Below are 17,202 nucleotides of genomic sequence, written 5' to 3'. Positions count from 1 at the left end.
TTGGGAAAAGTCAGACGCAATACCCAGACCACACACAAGGACCTTTAATCTTCTGACGTTAAATCGATGGGATTTTCTATAATTCCATGTTTCAGAGCTAAATAAGTAAGCTCCACATCATTTTTAATACCTAATTTTTCAAATGTGCGATAACGATAGCCATTAATTGTCTTGGTGCTAAGGAAAAGCCTATCACTAATTTCTTGCACATTCATGCCACTAGTAATCATCAACATCACTTGCATTTCACGTTCAGATAATACATCAAAGGGAGAACCTTGTACTTCTTCCAAGCTATTAATCGCAACTTTTTGAGCAATTTCAGCACTAAGGTATTTTTCTCCTTTGGCAACTTTACGTATCGCAGCAGCCATTTCTTCTGCACCTGACTCTTTCGTCAGATACCCCATAGCGCCTAATTGCAAAACACGGGTAGGTAACAGATCAGAACACATCGCGGTTACAGCAATAACCTTAACATGGGGATTTGATTTTTTTAGACGACGTGTTACTTCCCAGCCATCAATCCCAGGCATTTTCATATCTAAAAGGACCACGTCAGGAGAATGTTTTTTTACTAATGCCAAAGCTTCTTCACCGCTTTCTGCATCAGCGACTACCTCTACATCCGACATATCTTCGAGTAATCGTCGAATACCCATTCGAACCAATGCATGGTCATCAACAATTAGTACTTTAATCAAATAATGCTCCTTGACTTAAAAGCCAATGAACAAACTAGGTTGCTCGATGTTAACAAGACTAGCTGTTCATTACAATACGTAGATTAACATGCTCTAATATGGATATTAGGGTTATCTGGATCCACCTTAAAAAAAGGTGGAAACTCCCCTAGTTCTCGAGTTCGAGCTAAAAGTTTACCTATGTCAGATAAAACAAAGTCGTACAAAGTCTGATAATTATTGATCACAAAATAAACTGGTTGCAACATGTCGATACGATACGGCATGCGAAATGCGGCTATTGGTTCAAAAATCACTCTCAGCGGAATATCGCTTTCTACACTATATACCGTTTCACTAATGGAAGACAGTATTCCACCACCATAAGCTCGCAGCCCCTTTGCGGTCTTAATTAAACCAAACTCAACTGTAAACCAAAACAAACGTTGGAGTAATGGCCAATCTGATTCAGGGAAGGTTAACACTTTTTGAGCATAATCATAAACAAACTCAGCATATACCTTATCCGTCAACATCGGACAATGACCAAAAACTTCATGAAAGATATCAGGCTCTTTAACATAATCCAACTCTTCTTCACTACGAATAAATGTAGCTATAGGAAAATGTTTAGTTGCCAACAACTCAAAAAATTCTCGAGCAGAAATTAATGCCTCAACTGCAGACACTTGCCAGCCCGTTACTGCTTTAAGCCTTTCATTTAGATCGGGAATCTGAGGAATTACTTCAGACTTTATAGCTAAAGTTTTTAATCCCGTTATGAATTCATCACAAGCTCTTCCTGTTATTAATTTGATTTGTCTTTCAAATAAAATACTCCAGATCTTATTTTCTTCTGCAGAATATTTAACAAACCCTTGAGCGTCAGGAACATGCGCTACATAACGGCTTGAAAATTCCATAATTTCTCCTTTACACACAAATGATTGTTAAAATTAATCGAAAGAGCAGTATTTATCTTAAAAAAAACCACCTTTTCTAGTTATTAGGCAATTTCAGAATAAATGTCAATAACTATTACAGATTTTTCAAATTATGCTATAAAATCAGGCCAATATGATCTTCGGAAATAGGCAATGACCGTAGCCATTTTAGCAACTGGTGATGAAATTATTCATGGCGATACCCTAAATACTAATGGTCGCGACATCGCCCATGCCTTAAGTTCAGAAGGCTTATCTTTAGGTCTTCACCTTTCATGCAGCGACAAAAAAGTTGATATTGTCAATTGCCTGCAGTTCTTAACAAAAAAGCATGACATTATTATTATCATTGGCGGACTTGGACCAACTACCGATGACCTTACTCGCTTTGCCCTATCTCAATTTACAGGTGAGGCATTGGTACAACATTCTGAAGCTCTTGAGCACGTAATAAACCGTTTACGAGATGCCAAGCTAACCCTAAATGCGGGAAATTTACAACAATGCCTTTTTCCTGAACAAGCACTACTTTTACCCAACCCTGTGGGTAGCGCTTTAGGATGCCATTATCAGTGGAATAATAAAAACTTTTTTTTATTACCTGGCCCACCCCGTGAATGTTTGCCAATGTTTAATAATTATATAATGCCTATTTTGCAGCAAACCACCCATAGCCAAAAACAGATACTTAAGTGGCGAATATTTGGTTTGGCTGAAAGTGAAATAGCCCAAAAATTGGAGGATGCACTTCAAAATATTGATTGTCAAACCGGCTATCGCTGGGAATCACCTTACATTGAATTTAAAGTTCGTTGTACTTCCAATTTGGTGCATAAAATAAAAGCCATTGTTGATCCGATTCTAGAGCCTCACATTATTAGTTCTGTAGAGAAAAAAGCTTCTGAAACCCTACGCGAATTAATTGCAAGTATCAATGAGCCAATAACGATTATCGATGAAGCAACTGGAGGATTACTGCAATTACTGCTGACCAAACCCCATATATATCATTTACTCCATTTTAGTAGTGTACATAAAAATAAGCTGTATTTTCATATAAGTGGTTTAGCAGAATATTGGCAGCAACAACCAACAAATGGGACAACACAATTAATTATTGACTACAGTAATCACTCTCAGAAAGGTCGTGAAACCCATAACATACCCTACCGTAAGACTTCAGTAGTTGAACATGCTGCAGAATGGCTATGCTTCAGACTCTTTCATCTCATCAATGAGCTGCATCAATGAATAGCACAATTGTTGTGTTCCTTCGCCATTGATCGCGGAGATAGCAAATACCTTATCCTTCCAACCCAAACCATTTATTATGTCCTGGATTCGTTCCTCTCGACTCGCTGCATCGGGAAGCATATCTATTTTGTTCAATACCAGCCATCTGGGTTTATGTAAAAGCTCGGGATTATATTCTGCCAACTCATGAATAATTGCTTTAGCTGATGCAACTGGATCACTATCATCTATTGGAGCGACATCAATTACATGGAGTAACACACAGGTACGTGAAAGATGTTTTAAAAATCGATGCCCAAGTCCAGCTCCGGTAGAAGCTCCTTCAATGAGGCCAGGAATATCAGCCATCACAAAGCTCTTATGTGAAGAAACGCTAACAACACCTAGGCTTGGATGCAACGTTGTAAAAGGATAATCGGCCACTTTTGCTTTTGAACTGGAAACTGCGCGAATTAAAGTAGATTTGCCGGCGTTAGGCAATCCTAATAGGCCTACATCAGCCAAAACACGCAATTCTAAACGCAAATGTCGTGATTCCCCGGGGCTTCCTGGAGTAGTTTGTCTTGGAGAGCGATTCACACTACTTTTATAGCGTGTATTACCTAAACCATGAAATCCGCCTTGAGCAATTAATACAGGTACGTCTGGTTCTTTAATGTCACCAAGTAATTCTCCTGTATCAACATCATATACCATAGTACCAACGGGTACTTTTATCGTTAAATCATCACCTTTTTTCCCAGTACAATTTCCTCCCATACCGTGCTGACCATTGCGCGCTTTAAAATGACGCATATAACGGAAATCAACAAGGGTATTTAAATCCGTACTGGCTTCAAAGTATACACTTCCACCATCACCACCATCACCACCATCAGGACCACCACGTGGTATGAATTTTTCGCGTCTGAAGCTTAGACAACCATTTCCGCCATGGCCTGCTTCTACTTTTATCACTGCCTCATCAACGAATTTCATGACCAACCTCAAAATAAAAAAAAACCCCGTTGCCGGGGTCAATAACAACATTGCATTTGGGTATAACATGTATTCTGGATTAAGTAAAACCATAATCCAGAATACATCATAACACCAAGGCCGCTGTACGCGGCATATTGGTTTCCCGTAGGAATTAGTTAGCAGCTTCTTGTGCTTCTGCAACTATAGTTACGTATTTACGATTTTTGTCACCCTTGACAACAAATTGTACTAAACCTTCAACCAAGGCATACAAGGTATGATCACGACCACAGCCTACACCAGGCCCTGGATGAAAACGTGTACCACGTTGTCTTACAATTATTTCACCCGCATTAACGAATTGACCGCCATAACGCTTTACTCCAAGATACTTGGGATTCGAGTCGCGGCCGTTACGAGTACTACCACCTGCTTTCTTATGAGCCATTGCTATCCTCTCTTACTTGCTTATCGCAGTAATTTTAACTTGCGAATAATATTGTCTGTGCCCCATTTGTTTTCTGTGGTGCTTACGACGACGAAACTTGATAATTTTAACTTTTTTGTGACGACCATGATCAAGCACTTCGGCTTTCACTGTTGCCTTGGCAACTAATGGTGTACCACAAACAATTGTATCACCATCAGCCAACATTAATACTTCTTCAAATTGTATTTCATTGCCAACATCTTCAGGCAGTAATTCAATTTTTAACACATCACCTTCCTTCACGGTGTATTGCTTACCGCCAGTTTTGATTACCGCATACATAATATTTCTCCAATTCGCCTGATTGGCTATCACAAATTCAATAAAGTCGCATATTCTATGAAATTATGGCTATGACTTCAAGTTCATTTTAAAATATTGTATACTTCGCCACCCTTTCCGGATTTTTTAATTCATTATCCGGTGTTTAATCTGGTCGCGGATTAAATTTTAAAGGAACTGTATCAATTCACCACATTTACATCTTGGTAATACGCCAGATTGAGTCGCTGTGCGGAATAGTTACAAAGAACTTATATCAATTTTTGGAGTATATAATGTCAAACATCCTTTTAGAAGCACAAACAAGAACGGATATGGGGAAAGGTGCGAGCCGCCGCCTACGTCGTCTTGAAAATAAAGTACCTGCTGTAATTTACGGTGGTGATAAAAAGCCAATGTCAATTCATTTTCAACATAACAAAGTAGTTAAAGCTTTGGAAACTGAAAGTATCTATTCCAGTGTTTTTGATATTACAATCGATGGCAAAGTTGAACATGTTATTTTAAAAGCATTGCAACGTCATCCCTACAAGCCTGTTGTAATGCATATGGATTTACAACGCGTTTCTAAAACCGACATTTTGATTAAATTAGTACCTGTTCACTTTGTCAACGAAGATAAAGCTCCAGGGATTAAAGCTGGTGGTATCATTAACCATACTATGACTCAAGTAGAAATCCGTTGCCAAGCAAAAGATCTACCTGAATTTATCACAGTAGACATGTCGGGCGTTAAAATGGATGATGTTGTTCATTTATCTCATTTAAAATTGCCTAAAGGGGTACAACTGACTGTTGATGTTACAGATGGAAGTCATGACGCGCCTGTTGTAAGCATTCACATGCCCAGAGCAAATGTAACAGAAGAAGCAGCTGAAGCGACAGAAGTTCCAGCATCTGCTGTGCCAACTGTTAGCGCTGAGAAAAATGAAGAGTAATATTCAAGTTTGATTGAAAAAATGTAAACCGTAGTCGCGGTGATGCGACAGTAAAACCCGGGAAATTTTGTGTAAACTTACCCGGGTTTACCTAAGCGCTTTGCCCTGGCTATATAAGCTCAAGAATTACGACCCCTATCAAAGAGCTATATCATGGCTATAAAACTTATCATTGGTTTGCGTAACCCCGGATCAGTCTATGAACATACGCGTCATAATGCCGGTGCATGGTTAGTCTCCGCCTTAGCTCAGCGACATAGTGTCTTTTTCAAATTGGAAAAGAAAATGCAAGCCGAACTGGCTGATTTAGAATTAAATCAGCATTCAGGTAAATTGGTTTTGCCGATATCTTTTATGAACCACAGCGGTCAGCCTACTCGGCTTATTAGTCAATTTTACCGAATTCAACCCGAAGAAATACTGGTTGTACATGATGAACTGGATTTACCTCCAGGACGCATTAAACTTAAAACAGGTGGAGGCCATGGCGGTCATAATGGCTTAAGAGATATAATAGCCCAATTAGGTAGCCCGGAGTTTCACCGCTTACGAATTGGAATTGGCCATCCAGGCCATAGAGATTTAGTTCATCAATTTGTGCTCGGTAAACCCTCAGCACAAGACAGACAATTAATTTATGATGCAATTGATAGAGGCATCGCGGCAATGCCCTTAGCCTTATCTGGTGATTTGGCCAGAGCAATGAATCAATTGAACGTTTAGGTACTGCATCTTCGCAAGGTAAAAAATCCTATTCGATCTGAATAAGATTACGGAGTAACAGTTAGTTTGGTTTTAAGGTGTGTTCGATATAAACAGATAAGTTATCCTTTTATATCGAACTTAATAATTTAGAATGAATCCCATACAAAATGTTTCACATTTTTATGGGATAACGTCCGTTTAACGACATAAAAGTAGAACGTTACTTTCTGCTTTTTATGTCGGACTCACGATAGTTTTAACAATTAGAGGTATTACTCATGGGATTTAAATGCGGCATAGTGGGCTTGCCCAATGTTGGTAAATCAACTCTGTTCAATGCACTCACCAAAGCAGGTATTGAAGCAGCAAACTATCCTTTCTGCACTATTGAACCCAATGTCGGGATAGTTACTGTTCCCGATCCCCGTCTTGATGCTTTGAGTGAGATAGTAAAACCACAACAAGCGCTCCCAGCCACCATGCAATTTGTTGATATTGCTGGCATTGTGAAAGGAGCATCCAAAGGCGAAGGCTTAGGGAATCAGTTTTTAGCCAATATTCGCGAAACTGATGCAATTGCACATGTAGTCCGTTGTTTTGAAAATACTGATGTAGTGCACGTTGAAGGTCGTGTGAACCCACTCAGTGATATCGAAGTAATTAATACAGAATTGGCTTTAGCAGATATGGAAACTGTTGAAAAGGCCATCTTAAAAGCAGGAAAAAATAGCCGTAGCGGTAATAAAGAGGCAATTTTTGAAATGAAAACCTTGGAAAAAATCAAGACACATCTTGATGAAGGTTTCCCTGTCCGTACTCTTGAATTAAGTGCCGAGGAAGAACCTATTGCACGCCGTCTATTTCTACTCACCGCAAAACCAGTACTCTATATTGCAAATGTCGATGACAATGGTTATGAAAACAATCCATTACTGGATAAAGTGCGTAACTTAGCCTTGCAAGAAAAAGCCAGTATTGTCGCTCTCTGTGCAGCAACTGAGGCAGAATTGGTCGAATTGGATGAAGCAGATCGCCAAGAGTTCATGGAAGATTTAGGGTTAAGCGAGCCAGGGTTGCATCGAGTGATTCGTGCAGGTTATGAGTTGTTAGGATTACAAACTTATTTCACCGCTGGAGTAAAAGAAGTGAGAGCCTGGACCATTCCTAAAGGAGCTACAGCACCGCAAGCAGCAGGTGTTATCCACTCTGATTTTGAAAAAGGTTTCATCCGTGCAGAAGTCATAGCATACGATGCATTTATCGCGTGTAAAGGTGAACAAGGTGCTAAGGAAGCCGGAAAGTTACGCCTGGAAGGCAAGGATTATATCGTTTGTGATGGAGATGTAATGCATTTCCGATTTAATGTATGAGTTCAAGTAAACCCCAGTTTTACTTGACAATTCGTATGCTCAAACCTTAGCATTTGTTGATTGAATCGTAGAGGACAAACAATGGCGATTGACAGTATACGCGCACTAGTTAGTGACGATTTTGATGCAGTTAATACTTTAATTGTAAATAAAATTGAATCGCAAATTGGCTTAATTGATGATATGTCCCACCATATAATACAAAGTGGCGGCAAAAGACTACGACCATTGTTGGTTCTTTTAGCAAGTAATGCATGTGGTTACCAAGGTAAAGAGCATATTACTCTGGCTGCGATGGTTGAGTTTTTTCACACAGCCACTTTACTTCACGATGATGTTATTGACGAATCTACACTAAGAAGAGGACGTCAGACAGCAAACGACATCTGGGGCAGCAAAGCAAGTATTCTGGTTGGGGATTATCTCTTTACCCAATCAATAGAGCTTATTGTTGATTCCGGCAATACAGCCGTACTTAAGCTCTTTGCCAAAACCGCACTCGAGATCAGCTGTGGGGAAGTAAAACAACTATCCAACCGCCATAACCCTGCATTAACTTTTGATGAATATTTTGATGTAATTCGTGCGAAGACGGCTCTTTTATTTGCAGCTGCTGCCTGTATAGGTCCCATGATCAGCAACGCGTCTAAAGAACTGCAAGACAGTCTCTATTCCTATGGCCTCCATTTAGGTAATGCCTTCCAGCTTATAGATGATGCTCTAGATTATTGTTCTGATGCCAAAACTATAGGCAAAAACATAGGAGACGACTTAGCTGATGGGAAAGCTACGTTACCTTTAATTCATGCATTACAACATGGAACTGAACTGCAGAAACAGCAAATCATGAGCAGCCTGAAACAAGGCAGCCTGGATTTCTTACCTGAAATTCTTATCGCATTGGAAGAAACAAAAGCAATAGAATATACAAAAAAAATAGCAGCACAAGAAATCGACAAAGCATTATCCTCGTTGATGATATTGCCCGATTCAAAATATAAAGAAGCGCTTATCAATTTGGCACAATTTGCTTTGCAAAGAAGCTATTAATTTTTTTAGTATTAAGTAGTCTGAGTATCGTGCAAACCAGGGATGTCAACACAAGATTTATCAGTACCAGACTACTTATTGCTCAGCGCGGAGTGTAGCTCAGCCTGGTAGAGCACTGCCTTCGGGAGGCAGGGGTCGCAAGTTCGATTCTTGTCACTCCGACCATATAAATCAAGGAGTTAAGGATTCCCCCCAACAAAGTTTTAATTTATAAAGTGCATATAAAGTGCAAATTTATTGTATCATGGTACTAATTAAACGGAAAAACACACAGTAAAGTTGTATGAAGAAATTTGAGTTATTTTTTTTAATGTTGTTCTCACTCCATTCTTTTGCTTTTGACTGTCACCCAGACATTAATCCTAATCTTTCACAATATATTGTCGGCTATGGAAGTTTAATTGATGAGGCATCCAAAAAAAGAACAGATCCATCTGCTGAAGAGAGTGTTCCCATTTTGGTAAAAGGATATAAAAGAATTTGGGCAGGACACGGTAATTTACCTGGAGTTAATGCCACATTTTTATCTGCCATTGAAAATAAAAGCTCATCTTTTATTGGTGTAAGTTACAAATTGAGCGAACCGGCAAACATTAAAAGTTATGATAAAAGAGAAAGCTTTTATTGCAGAGAACAAATTAATCCAGAGAATTTCGTATTCCTCTCTCAATCTTCCAACTTTTCAACTCAAAAACAAGTTTGGATATACACTATAGCCTCAACGGAAAATCAACTTCCTACTAAAGACTTNAAGAAAAATTTAAAATTACAAATTTTGCTAAAGATTGTATTGAAACTACTGATGGATGGCCGGTTTATTGGATAAACGATAGAATTTTTCCTCGCCGCCCATCCTTCCATGAACCTTTTGCTGCGCAGATAGATGCTTTACTAAAAGATACTGTATCGGAGCAATTCAGACATATTAGTTTTGAAAAGCCGTGATCTAATCACAGCTTTATTATTTTCTGTGCAGTTCTAACCAAGAGTCAAGATCATCTTTTAAATATCTAACAGATCGGCCTATCTTTATATATTTTGGTCCAGGCGTCCTATTTGCTAAAGTTCCATAAGCCCTATCTTGAGAGAGAAAAGAACGACTCATACAAATATAGTTTGCTGCCTCTGCTTCTTTAAAAACCTTTTTTTCCATAATTGCATCCTTATAGATATACATTGACGTGTATGTAAGCAAATGCATTATATACCTATAAAATGTATTTATACAATATACTATACGTGTTAAACGTATAATTATTTCAAAATATTTTCCTGCACTTCGAAAATCCTTCTTTCGGCTGAGAATTTGTCTTTGAATCGATTAATACCATCTTCACGCATTTTTGCTGCAGATTGATTAAAATAAACAGCGAGTGATTCTCTATCTTCTAATTGATATTGTACTGTTAGCTTTTCTTGGCTCAAGGAACTCTCAGCTTCCGGCCTTAAAATACGAGCTTTTATAAATCCAGGAAATTGAAGCATTTCTTTTACATGCTCTTTTAACCATAATTGGAATTGTGTATAAACGTCTTCATGAATAGTTAAGTTCACTTCGTAAATAACCATATTTTCTTCCTGTAAAATGAATAAATATCAAACATAGAGCGGCACAAATACTTATAGGAATGCCAGGATTCAGATGATTTTCGGAGGTTACAATTAAATAAGGCATTAATCCACCGAATAATGTCAAACTGATGTTATATGAAATGGCAAGCGCCCTTCCCCTCTGATTTAATTTGAATTGGGTTACTATAAATGCAGGTAATGCTGAATTTAGAAAAGCTTGAATCATTGCAAAGAGGACTAATACTATCATGCAATGAAATCCTTCCAACTGAGGTATTACAGCAAAAATCCCATATGAGAATAGCAAATAAAGTACTGATGCAATTTTTATTTGTCTAAGAACCCCTATTTTATCAGCCAATATTCCTCCAAAAGGTAAAGCTGATAAATAAGTAAAAAGAGCAATTAATGTTATTAGAATTGATTGTTGGTGTGAATGAAGATTTAATAAAGTTGATAAGAATGTAGGCATAAAAATAAATGTAATATAAAAAGCGGACGCGGAAAGATTTGATACTATAAATGTAAGCCCCAATTCTTTTTTATAATTTTTGATAAGTTTTTTAAAACCCGATAATTGCATCTGTTCATCAAGAAAATGATTATCAATCCTCTTCCGAATACAGAGCAGAACAAGACATCCTAATGAACCTATTAGAAATGGAATACGCCAAGCAAATTGAATAATTTGTTCATGTGGAATTAAAGAAAGAAGAATCAAGATGCTAAGGTTCGCCAGTAACAATCCCGTACTGCCGCCCACAAAAGCGAAACAGCCAAAAAATGCCGGATATTTTCTCCCTTGCTCGACAGCCATGATAATAGCAGAAGAAAACTCCCCTGAAATTGAAAGTCCCTGAATAATTCTACATATAATTAAACCAGCACCATAATACATACCCATTAAATTTGGAGGTAGTAAAGCTATTGCCGAAGTTGCTACAGTCATTAACACTGTTGTAAACAGCAATATTTTTTTTCGACCAAAATAATCGATTAAATAGCCAAACCCGATAGATCCAAATGGCTTAATAATATAGCTAATGACATAAGCTAAGATGGTAAAATTAATAGCACTATTTTTTGCATGGGAAGGAAAAAATACTTCGGACAATATGGGGAGCAAAAAAGGAAATATAGTGAAATCGTAAACCTCAATTAATGTCCCTAAAAATGCAGAGAGCATTGTAACTTTTTTCATTTACATCCAAGTAAAGTTTGAGTAAATTATTATAACACTGGATGTAAAAAAGTAGCAGTATGGATCTCTGTACAATTCAAAAAGTTGGAAGTTTACATAATTTTTTTCCTGAGAAGTTCGAATTACAGCTTTATCAAGCTTTTCGCAAACTCAAAGCTTTAGGATGTGATTATTTCTATTTTCTAGGATCAGATGATGTAGCCACCTATAGGTTCTGCACCCATGACGAATGGATAGATTTTTATCGCGATGAACAATTCATTTTGAATGATCCTCTTAAGCGCATAATAGAAGATGCTAAATTTCTATTATTACCTTGGTCTCAATTAACTTATTTACATAGCGATGAAAAGAGGACCATGTATGGAAGAGTTTCTTTCGGATTATTTAATGGATTAACAATAACCAGAGAATTTAATAGTAGGAAATATACTTTTGCATTAGCAACAGAATGTAAGGAGCATGACCTGGCAAGATACCTTATATTGGAAAAGATAAATACACTAGAAGAACTCATCTGTGATTGCATCAAGTTATTTGATCAATATTTAGCATTGATATTTAAACCCACTGCTCATGTAATGATGTAACCAGATTGACATGTCTAAGGATTCATAATAAAAACTGACGTAGTCAACCCAAAATGTGACACCCCAGTTAAGCAACTTTCATTAAAAAGATACTCTTCAAATTGATTTGGACTTAAATAGCCCCATTAAGAATATACCCCTGTGGTTGTTATAGAACATGGTGATATGATTCAAAATGTCCTTCTTATGCTATTTTTTGGAATTACTTATTACAAGTAATGTATAATAATTAATAAATGCAGATAAAGTTTAATTTAGATGAATAATGAACAGTTAATCCTAGGTATTCTAGAAGAGGCGCATAATTGTGGTATCTCACCATTACTGAAAACTTCTTTAATTAAATATTTATATTTATTAGAAGTATATTTGGCAGAAGAATGTCAGGGAAAGACTACCCCAAATTGGGAATGGAAATTTTTGCATTATGGCCCTTTCTCAACAAATGTTATGAAGGATATAGATACATTAGAAACAAAGAAAAAAATTATTACGATCCCTTCAACATCTCAAGAAAACGGTAAAGATTGCGTGCTTTATAAAATTACTGATTATCAAAGAACAGAAAATTTGGCTGATTTGAAAGTATCTGTCTCTGTACAGTCAAGAATTCAAGCAGACATGAAAAGATATCAGCAAAATTTAACTAAATTACTTGATTATGTCTATTTTAAAACAAATCCAATGAGAAATGCTCGTCCAGGAGATATTTTAAACTTCACCAATTGTATTAAGAAAAATCCAAATGATTATCGTGTTATACAAATGAAAAAAATTTCTTCTAAAGCAATAAAAGAGGCTCGTAATAAACTTCGGATACTTATTGATATTAGGACACAGAAAAGTATTATAGCTCATGGCTCCTACGATCAAGTTTATTACGAGGGATTAAACATGTTAGATGAAGAACCTCTTGATACAGGGCTAGAAGGCCAAGCAACTTTAAGTGATTAACTTAACATGGAATAATTATGGGTATACTGCAAGTATTTAGTACATTCCTTGAAGATACACCAAGCACAAAACCAGAACCTGGAAGTATTTATTGGGTGCCAACTCCAAATGTAGAAGAAGTAACAAGAATACTGGATATTGAAAGAGCTACCCCCGATGAACATTGTGTTACAAATTTTGAAATAAAACAAATGAGTAGTGTACATTTTACAAGTCGTGAACGGTTGCCAATAAAAAAGTTGAATTTAGGTGATACTGAGGAATTAATAATTTCGAAAGGAAAAAAAAGACCCGTTATAATTTTATCTGCTATACAAGCTAGTAATATGGATTCTATAAGCTCATCTGAACAGAGAAGACTTGCGTCACAATTAGAAAAAACAAGTTATTTGGTCGCGCCTTTTTTCAGCATTTCTACGATGTTGCAACCCGGAACCTTTGGACCTATTTTAGTCGCTCGTATTCGAGCGTTACACTATCCTCAATTTTTTTGCTTACCTGAATCCAATAATCCTGAGAAACCAAACTCAATTATTCGATTAGATAGAGTTTTTCCTACATATCTAGGAGTAGGCTGCAAGCCTATGGGTAAAAGACTTCATCCAGAACCATTTGAATTACTACTTTCACAATTTTCTATAGTAGTTAATGAAAAATGTGCTTATGATGAACCATATCAATTAATTAAAGGTCTTGCTCAAGAAGCATTACCTGATGATTTAAAATTATATTAGTTTATTTTTTACCAAATACTAAGTCTATTCCAAATAGATTAATGTCTTTAGATAATGCTTCGATAGTTCCTGATTTGTTAGCTTCCTGAATATTATCCAGATAATCCTGTTTAATTTTATCTTGCTGTTTTTCTGAAATTGATTTTTGTAAAACCTGCGATTCCTCAGCTTTTTGTTTAATAATATCCCAAAGCTCTAATGGAATTGAATATTCCATGGGCTCAATTCTACCGTTGTGAACACATATTCTTGTTTTTCTCCATGGCTTTGAATCATTTAGCTTTATATATCCTATACACAATAACCCGGGTAGCTTAGTGTATACAAAGGCAATATTTTTACTTGCTTGTACATCTATTTCAACAGATCTTTGTAGATAACGATTAATATTTACAGGTAACTCACTATGTGCGGAACTTACTTCCCCTATGAAATTATAAAGATGTTGCTCATACCCTCCAGGATTTTTATTATTATTAAAGAGGAATTCTTTCCAATTTAACAAAGCCTGATCTGACGCCTTTACTATTTTGTCATCGAAGTCGTTTAATCCTCCTAACTCTTGAAAGTACTTCAATACTCGCCAAGAAAGCGATACTGCAAACTTTAAAAAATTATTATTGTAACTTACATGATCTACATGACGTAAAGGACGAAAAATTTTATTAGAAAAATATGTTTCCCATGTACAAAGTTTGCATTCACAATCAGAACAAAGCCAGTAAAGTTTCAAACCATCTTGAACGCGTTTATTTATCTGGGTTCCAAATCGTAGATAGCTTGTTGCTGAAGTTCTGATTAGCCATCTAAAAATTAATTTTGGCACTATATGACTTTCTCTCAGCTCTCCCTTTTGATTGCAGAGTCGGCAAATTCCTATGTTCATAAAGTTTTCTTTTATCTTTGTTTAAAATTAAAGTCTTATTTTTTAACTATACTATATTTATTACACCATTTATTGCTGACTGTAATATACTATGGAGTTTGGAGATGAGAATTGAAGGAACAACCTATCAGTCTAATGCTCTATTTACTACGGCCGTTCTAATTTTTTTCTCTTTGTTTTTTTTACTTAAAATTGTGTTAGTATCATCTTATATGTATTCAATTTATTTACTAAACAATCTCATTAGTAGTCCTTCAGAGCTTATACGACAAGATTTTATCAGTTCATTAAATTTCAGTGATAGCATGACAAGGTATAATGTTATTATATTTATTTTATGTGCTGTTTCTTTTTCTTTATGGATATATAGGGCAAACAAGAATTTATCTTCTTTACGTATTACTGGGCTAGAGTTTACTCCTGCTTTGTCCGTATGGAGTTTTTATATTCCCTTACTTTGCCTTTATTGGCCATTTAAGGCGGTGGCTGAAATATGGAAGGCAAGCCAACCCGATGCCACGAACACTGGCGAAAGTTGGAAAAATTTGTCCGCGCCCTTAATTATTCCGATATGGTGGATATCATTTATTGGAGCTGGAATTTTAAGCCACATAATAAATACTTACTATCCTCCTCATTCATTATCAGAAATTAAGATGTATTTATTTGAGTGGATAGTAATTGAGTTACTTCTTTTAGTCGCCACCATTTTAATAAGCTACATCGTTTATAAAATAAACGAGAATCAAAATAATAAATTGATAATGCTTAACGCTCCAGTACAGAATAGTTCGGTTAACGTGTAATTTAATACACGGGCCTACATTCAGTAGGCGAAGATTCTATTTTTTTTCTAAGATTTAGGAAACATTGATAATTTCTTACTATGTCAGACAAATAAAAATTTTGTGCTCCCTCTTTTATAGTACTTCTGAAAAGTGTTTTTAATTTGGTCTAAAATTTAAATTAAGATACTCCGCCCGCGAGAGCTAGATGGATAATTTTAGAAAATGGATTTTCATTATATTTTTAACCACTTTAATACCCGTTTTAGGCGTTTTAGTTGGTTGGATGGTCTCAAATGGTTATGAAAATCAATATGAAGAGACAGTTGTTCAACTTTTTAAGGATAAAAAGGGCATAGATATCAGGGAAAATCCGCAAGTTTTAAATCAATTAAAACTTAATACTTTGTGCAATGAAAAGGATCTGGATCCAGCATTAAATTCTGTGTGCGATGAATTCAACCAAATAAACAACTTAAAATATTATTCATCAATAACTTTAGCATTTACTGCATTACTCTTTTGCGTAATTTTTACTTTAGGTTTTTTGTCTAGAAATAATAGAAATATTCTTTTTTATTTATTTAAACCCGGCTTATTGTTGTCACAAATTTCAGCTGCAATATTGGTAATCGCCAATGCAAGTATCCTCATTTTTAGTATTTATTTTGCTGAATCATTTTATTTTGAAAAAGTCCATTTGGGGTTGATTGTAAGTCTAGGAATAGTTGCTGGTATTACTGCAATATACGTATTAATTAAATCATTTATTCCAATAAAAGATGTGGAGGCTAAAGTTTTTGGCAAGATACTCGACAAAAGAAAATATCCAACTATATGGCAAACTGTCGAATCGGTTGCAAAAAAAGTGGGGACTAACGCACCTAGTACAATCATTGCAGGTATGGATCCGACCTTTTTTGTTACAGAAGCAAATATTTTATGTTTGGATGGTAATGTTCAGGGGAGGAGTTTATTTATATCATTACCCTTTTGTAGAGTGCTTTCAAAAAATGAGTTTTTAGCTATCCTTGGTCATGAAATGGGGCATTTTATAGGGGAAGATACAAAATGGAGTAGGAAATTTTATCCCATATATAGACGAGCTAACGATACAATTTTATCGTTAGATACTTCTAATAATGAGCAAGGATTAGCGCAATTATCTTTGCTTCCTTCATTTATTTTTATGAATATTTTTATTGGAGCGTTCGAAAAATCAGAGAAAGCCATTAGTAGAAAGAGAGAGTTAAATGCAGACTCAGTGGGTATAAAAATATCTTCTAAAGAAGAAATGAGTTCGGCTTTATTAAAAGCCCATATATACCAATATGTTTGGCTTTATACTCAGCAACAAATGGAAAAGGTATTATCAGAAGGAAAGCAGATTATAAATATATCAACTTTTTTTGCACAAATATGTAAAGAAATACCACAAGATTTCATGAAAAATGAAATAGGAAATACACATACTAGTCACCCAACAGATAGTCATCCTCCTCTTTCAATAAGATTAAACTCTATGGGGCTTGATGTAGATAGCATTTATAATAAAGGTATTAATATCGAAAGCGATCAAGCTATAACACTTATTGAGGATATAGAAACCTTAGAAAAAGAGTTAACGGATTTGGAATACTATAAATTGAGACAATCAAGCTAAGCGCAAAGCATTTATCAAATAATAAAATAATTAAAATTTCATTCGCTCAAATAAGTTTCTTTTATGAAAGTTATTCATACCTCAACATCCTTTGATTTTCTAGGGTACTACCCTAATGAGGCGTAATAGGCAATCCCATTT

Annotated in this window: 19 protein-coding genes and 1 tRNA gene; 11 read left to right on the top strand and 9 right to left on the bottom strand. The window is 35.9% G+C overall.

Going from position 1 to position 17,202, the window contains the following annotated elements; translation table 11 throughout:
* Positions 1-44 precede the first annotated feature (44 nt).
* On the bottom strand, positions 45-704 hold the full coding sequence (gene letA, locus DGG96_RS18680) for a two-component system response regulator LetA (RefSeq protein WP_058466537.1): 660 nt from the start codon (positions 702-704) through the stop codon (positions 45-47).
* An 83-nt stretch (positions 705-787) separates the two neighbouring features.
* Positions 788-1,606, bottom strand: coding sequence for a phenylalanine 4-monooxygenase (gene phhA, locus DGG96_RS18675; RefSeq protein ID WP_110143725.1), 819 nt, complete (start codon positions 1,604-1,606; stop codon positions 788-790).
* Positions 1,607-1,780: 174 nt separating this feature from the next.
* Here phhA and DGG96_RS18670 point away from each other — a divergent pair, with 174 nt between their 5' ends.
* The gene (locus DGG96_RS18670; RefSeq protein WP_110143726.1) at positions 1,781-2,878 is read left to right on the top strand and encodes a competence/damage-inducible protein A; all 1,098 of its coding nucleotides are present in this window, start codon (positions 1,781-1,783) and stop codon (positions 2,876-2,878) included.
* On the opposite strand, the gene cgtA is transcribed toward DGG96_RS18670, so the two are convergent.
* The 3 genes from cgtA to rplU all read right to left on the bottom strand — a co-directional run bounded on the left by cgtA (position 2,834) and on the right by rplU (position 4,613).
* A complete protein-coding gene (cgtA, locus tag DGG96_RS18665; RefSeq protein ID WP_110143751.1) occupies positions 2,834-3,859 on the bottom strand; it encodes an Obg family GTPase CgtA in 1,026 nt (341 codons plus the stop codon). The two genes, DGG96_RS18670 and cgtA, sit on opposite strands and share 45 nt — an antisense overlap.
* Positions 3,860-4,013: 154 nt before the next feature.
* Positions 4,014-4,289, bottom strand: a complete 276-nt coding sequence (rpmA, locus tag DGG96_RS18660; RefSeq protein ID WP_110143727.1) for a 50S ribosomal protein L27 — start codon at positions 4,287-4,289, stop codon at positions 4,014-4,016.
* 12 nt (positions 4,290-4,301) lie between these two features.
* A complete protein-coding gene (gene rplU, locus DGG96_RS18655) occupies positions 4,302-4,613 on the bottom strand; it encodes a 50S ribosomal protein L21 (RefSeq protein ID WP_110143728.1) in 312 nt (103 codons plus the stop codon).
* Positions 4,614-4,888: 275 nt separating this feature from the next.
* Between rplU and DGG96_RS18650 the strand changes: the two genes are divergently transcribed.
* From DGG96_RS18650 to DGG96_RS18630, 5 genes are all read left to right on the top strand, one after another.
* A complete protein-coding gene (locus DGG96_RS18650) occupies positions 4,889-5,551 on the top strand; it encodes a 50S ribosomal protein L25/general stress protein Ctc (protein ID WP_110143729.1) in 663 nt (220 codons plus the stop codon).
* Positions 5,552-5,704: 153 nt separating this feature from the next.
* On the top strand, positions 5,705-6,274 hold the full coding sequence (pth, locus tag DGG96_RS18645; protein WP_110143730.1) for an aminoacyl-tRNA hydrolase: 570 nt from the start codon (positions 5,705-5,707) through the stop codon (positions 6,272-6,274).
* A 260-nt stretch (positions 6,275-6,534) separates the two neighbouring features.
* Positions 6,535-7,626, top strand: coding sequence for a redox-regulated ATPase YchF (gene ychF / locus DGG96_RS18640; protein ID WP_110143731.1), 1,092 nt, complete (start codon positions 6,535-6,537; stop codon positions 7,624-7,626).
* Between the two features lie 81 nt (positions 7,627-7,707).
* Positions 7,708-8,676 (top strand): polyprenyl synthetase family protein, encoded by a 969-nt coding sequence (locus DGG96_RS18635; RefSeq protein WP_110143732.1) that lies wholly within the window; start codon positions 7,708-7,710, stop codon positions 8,674-8,676.
* 88 nt (positions 8,677-8,764) lie between these two features.
* Positions 8,765-8,841 (top strand) — tRNA-Pro (locus DGG96_RS18630).
* A 796-nt stretch (positions 8,842-9,637) separates the two neighbouring features.
* Here the strand turns inward: DGG96_RS18630 and DGG96_RS18620 are convergent.
* The 3 genes from DGG96_RS18620 to DGG96_RS18610 all read right to left on the bottom strand — a co-directional run bounded on the left by DGG96_RS18620 (position 9,638) and on the right by DGG96_RS18610 (position 11,449).
* Positions 9,638-9,829, bottom strand: a complete 192-nt coding sequence (locus DGG96_RS18620; RefSeq protein ID WP_110143734.1) for a helix-turn-helix transcriptional regulator — start codon at positions 9,827-9,829, stop codon at positions 9,638-9,640.
* A 101-nt stretch (positions 9,830-9,930) separates the two neighbouring features.
* The gene (locus DGG96_RS18615) at positions 9,931-10,245 is read right to left on the bottom strand and encodes a DUF4286 family protein (RefSeq protein ID WP_110143735.1); all 315 of its coding nucleotides are present in this window, start codon (positions 10,243-10,245) and stop codon (positions 9,931-9,933) included.
* Positions 10,211-11,449, bottom strand: coding sequence for an MFS transporter (locus DGG96_RS18610; RefSeq protein ID WP_110143736.1), 1,239 nt, complete (start codon positions 11,447-11,449; stop codon positions 10,211-10,213). The genes DGG96_RS18615 and DGG96_RS18610 overlap by 35 nt, the downstream gene beginning before the upstream one ends.
* 59 nt (positions 11,450-11,508) lie before the next feature.
* Between DGG96_RS18610 and DGG96_RS18605 the strand changes: the two genes are divergently transcribed.
* The 3 genes from DGG96_RS18605 (at position 11,509) to DGG96_RS18595 (ending at position 13,727) form a co-directional block, all read left to right on the top strand.
* Positions 11,509-12,039 carry an autoinducer binding domain-containing protein gene (locus DGG96_RS18605; RefSeq protein WP_110143737.1) on the top strand — a complete coding sequence of 177 codons (531 nt, stop codon included), beginning with the start codon at positions 11,509-11,511 and terminating at the stop codon, positions 12,037-12,039.
* Positions 12,040-12,297: 258 nt separating this feature from the next.
* Entirely contained in the window at positions 12,298-12,993 is a 696-nt protein-coding gene (locus tag DGG96_RS18600) for a hypothetical protein (protein WP_110143738.1), read from the top strand.
* A gap of 17 nt (positions 12,994-13,010) precedes the next feature.
* A complete protein-coding gene (locus DGG96_RS18595) occupies positions 13,011-13,727 on the top strand; it encodes a hypothetical protein (RefSeq protein WP_110143739.1) in 717 nt (238 codons plus the stop codon).
* A gap of 1 nt (position 13,728) precedes the next feature.
* Here the strand turns inward: DGG96_RS18595 and DGG96_RS18590 are convergent, their stop codons facing one another.
* Complete coding sequence (locus DGG96_RS18590; RefSeq protein WP_110143740.1) at positions 13,729-14,613, bottom strand: hypothetical protein; 885 nt, start codon at positions 14,611-14,613, stop codon at positions 13,729-13,731.
* A 104-nt stretch (positions 14,614-14,717) separates the two neighbouring features.
* On the opposite strand from DGG96_RS18590, the gene DGG96_RS18585 reads away from it, so the two are divergent.
* Both DGG96_RS18585 and DGG96_RS18580 read left to right on the top strand, forming a co-directional pair.
* On the top strand, positions 14,718-15,419 hold the full coding sequence (locus DGG96_RS18585) for a DUF4328 domain-containing protein (RefSeq protein ID WP_110143741.1): 702 nt from the start codon (positions 14,718-14,720) through the stop codon (positions 15,417-15,419).
* A gap of 187 nt (positions 15,420-15,606) precedes the next feature.
* On the top strand, positions 15,607-17,061 hold the full coding sequence (locus DGG96_RS18580; protein WP_110143742.1) for a M48 family metallopeptidase: 1,455 nt from the start codon (positions 15,607-15,609) through the stop codon (positions 17,059-17,061).
* Positions 17,062-17,202: the final 141 nt, after the last annotated feature.

It is taken from the genome of Legionella qingyii, assembly GCF_003184185.1.
The sequence above is the reverse complement of the archived record's forward strand: the minus strand, read 5'-3'. Positions and strand labels throughout refer to the sequence as shown.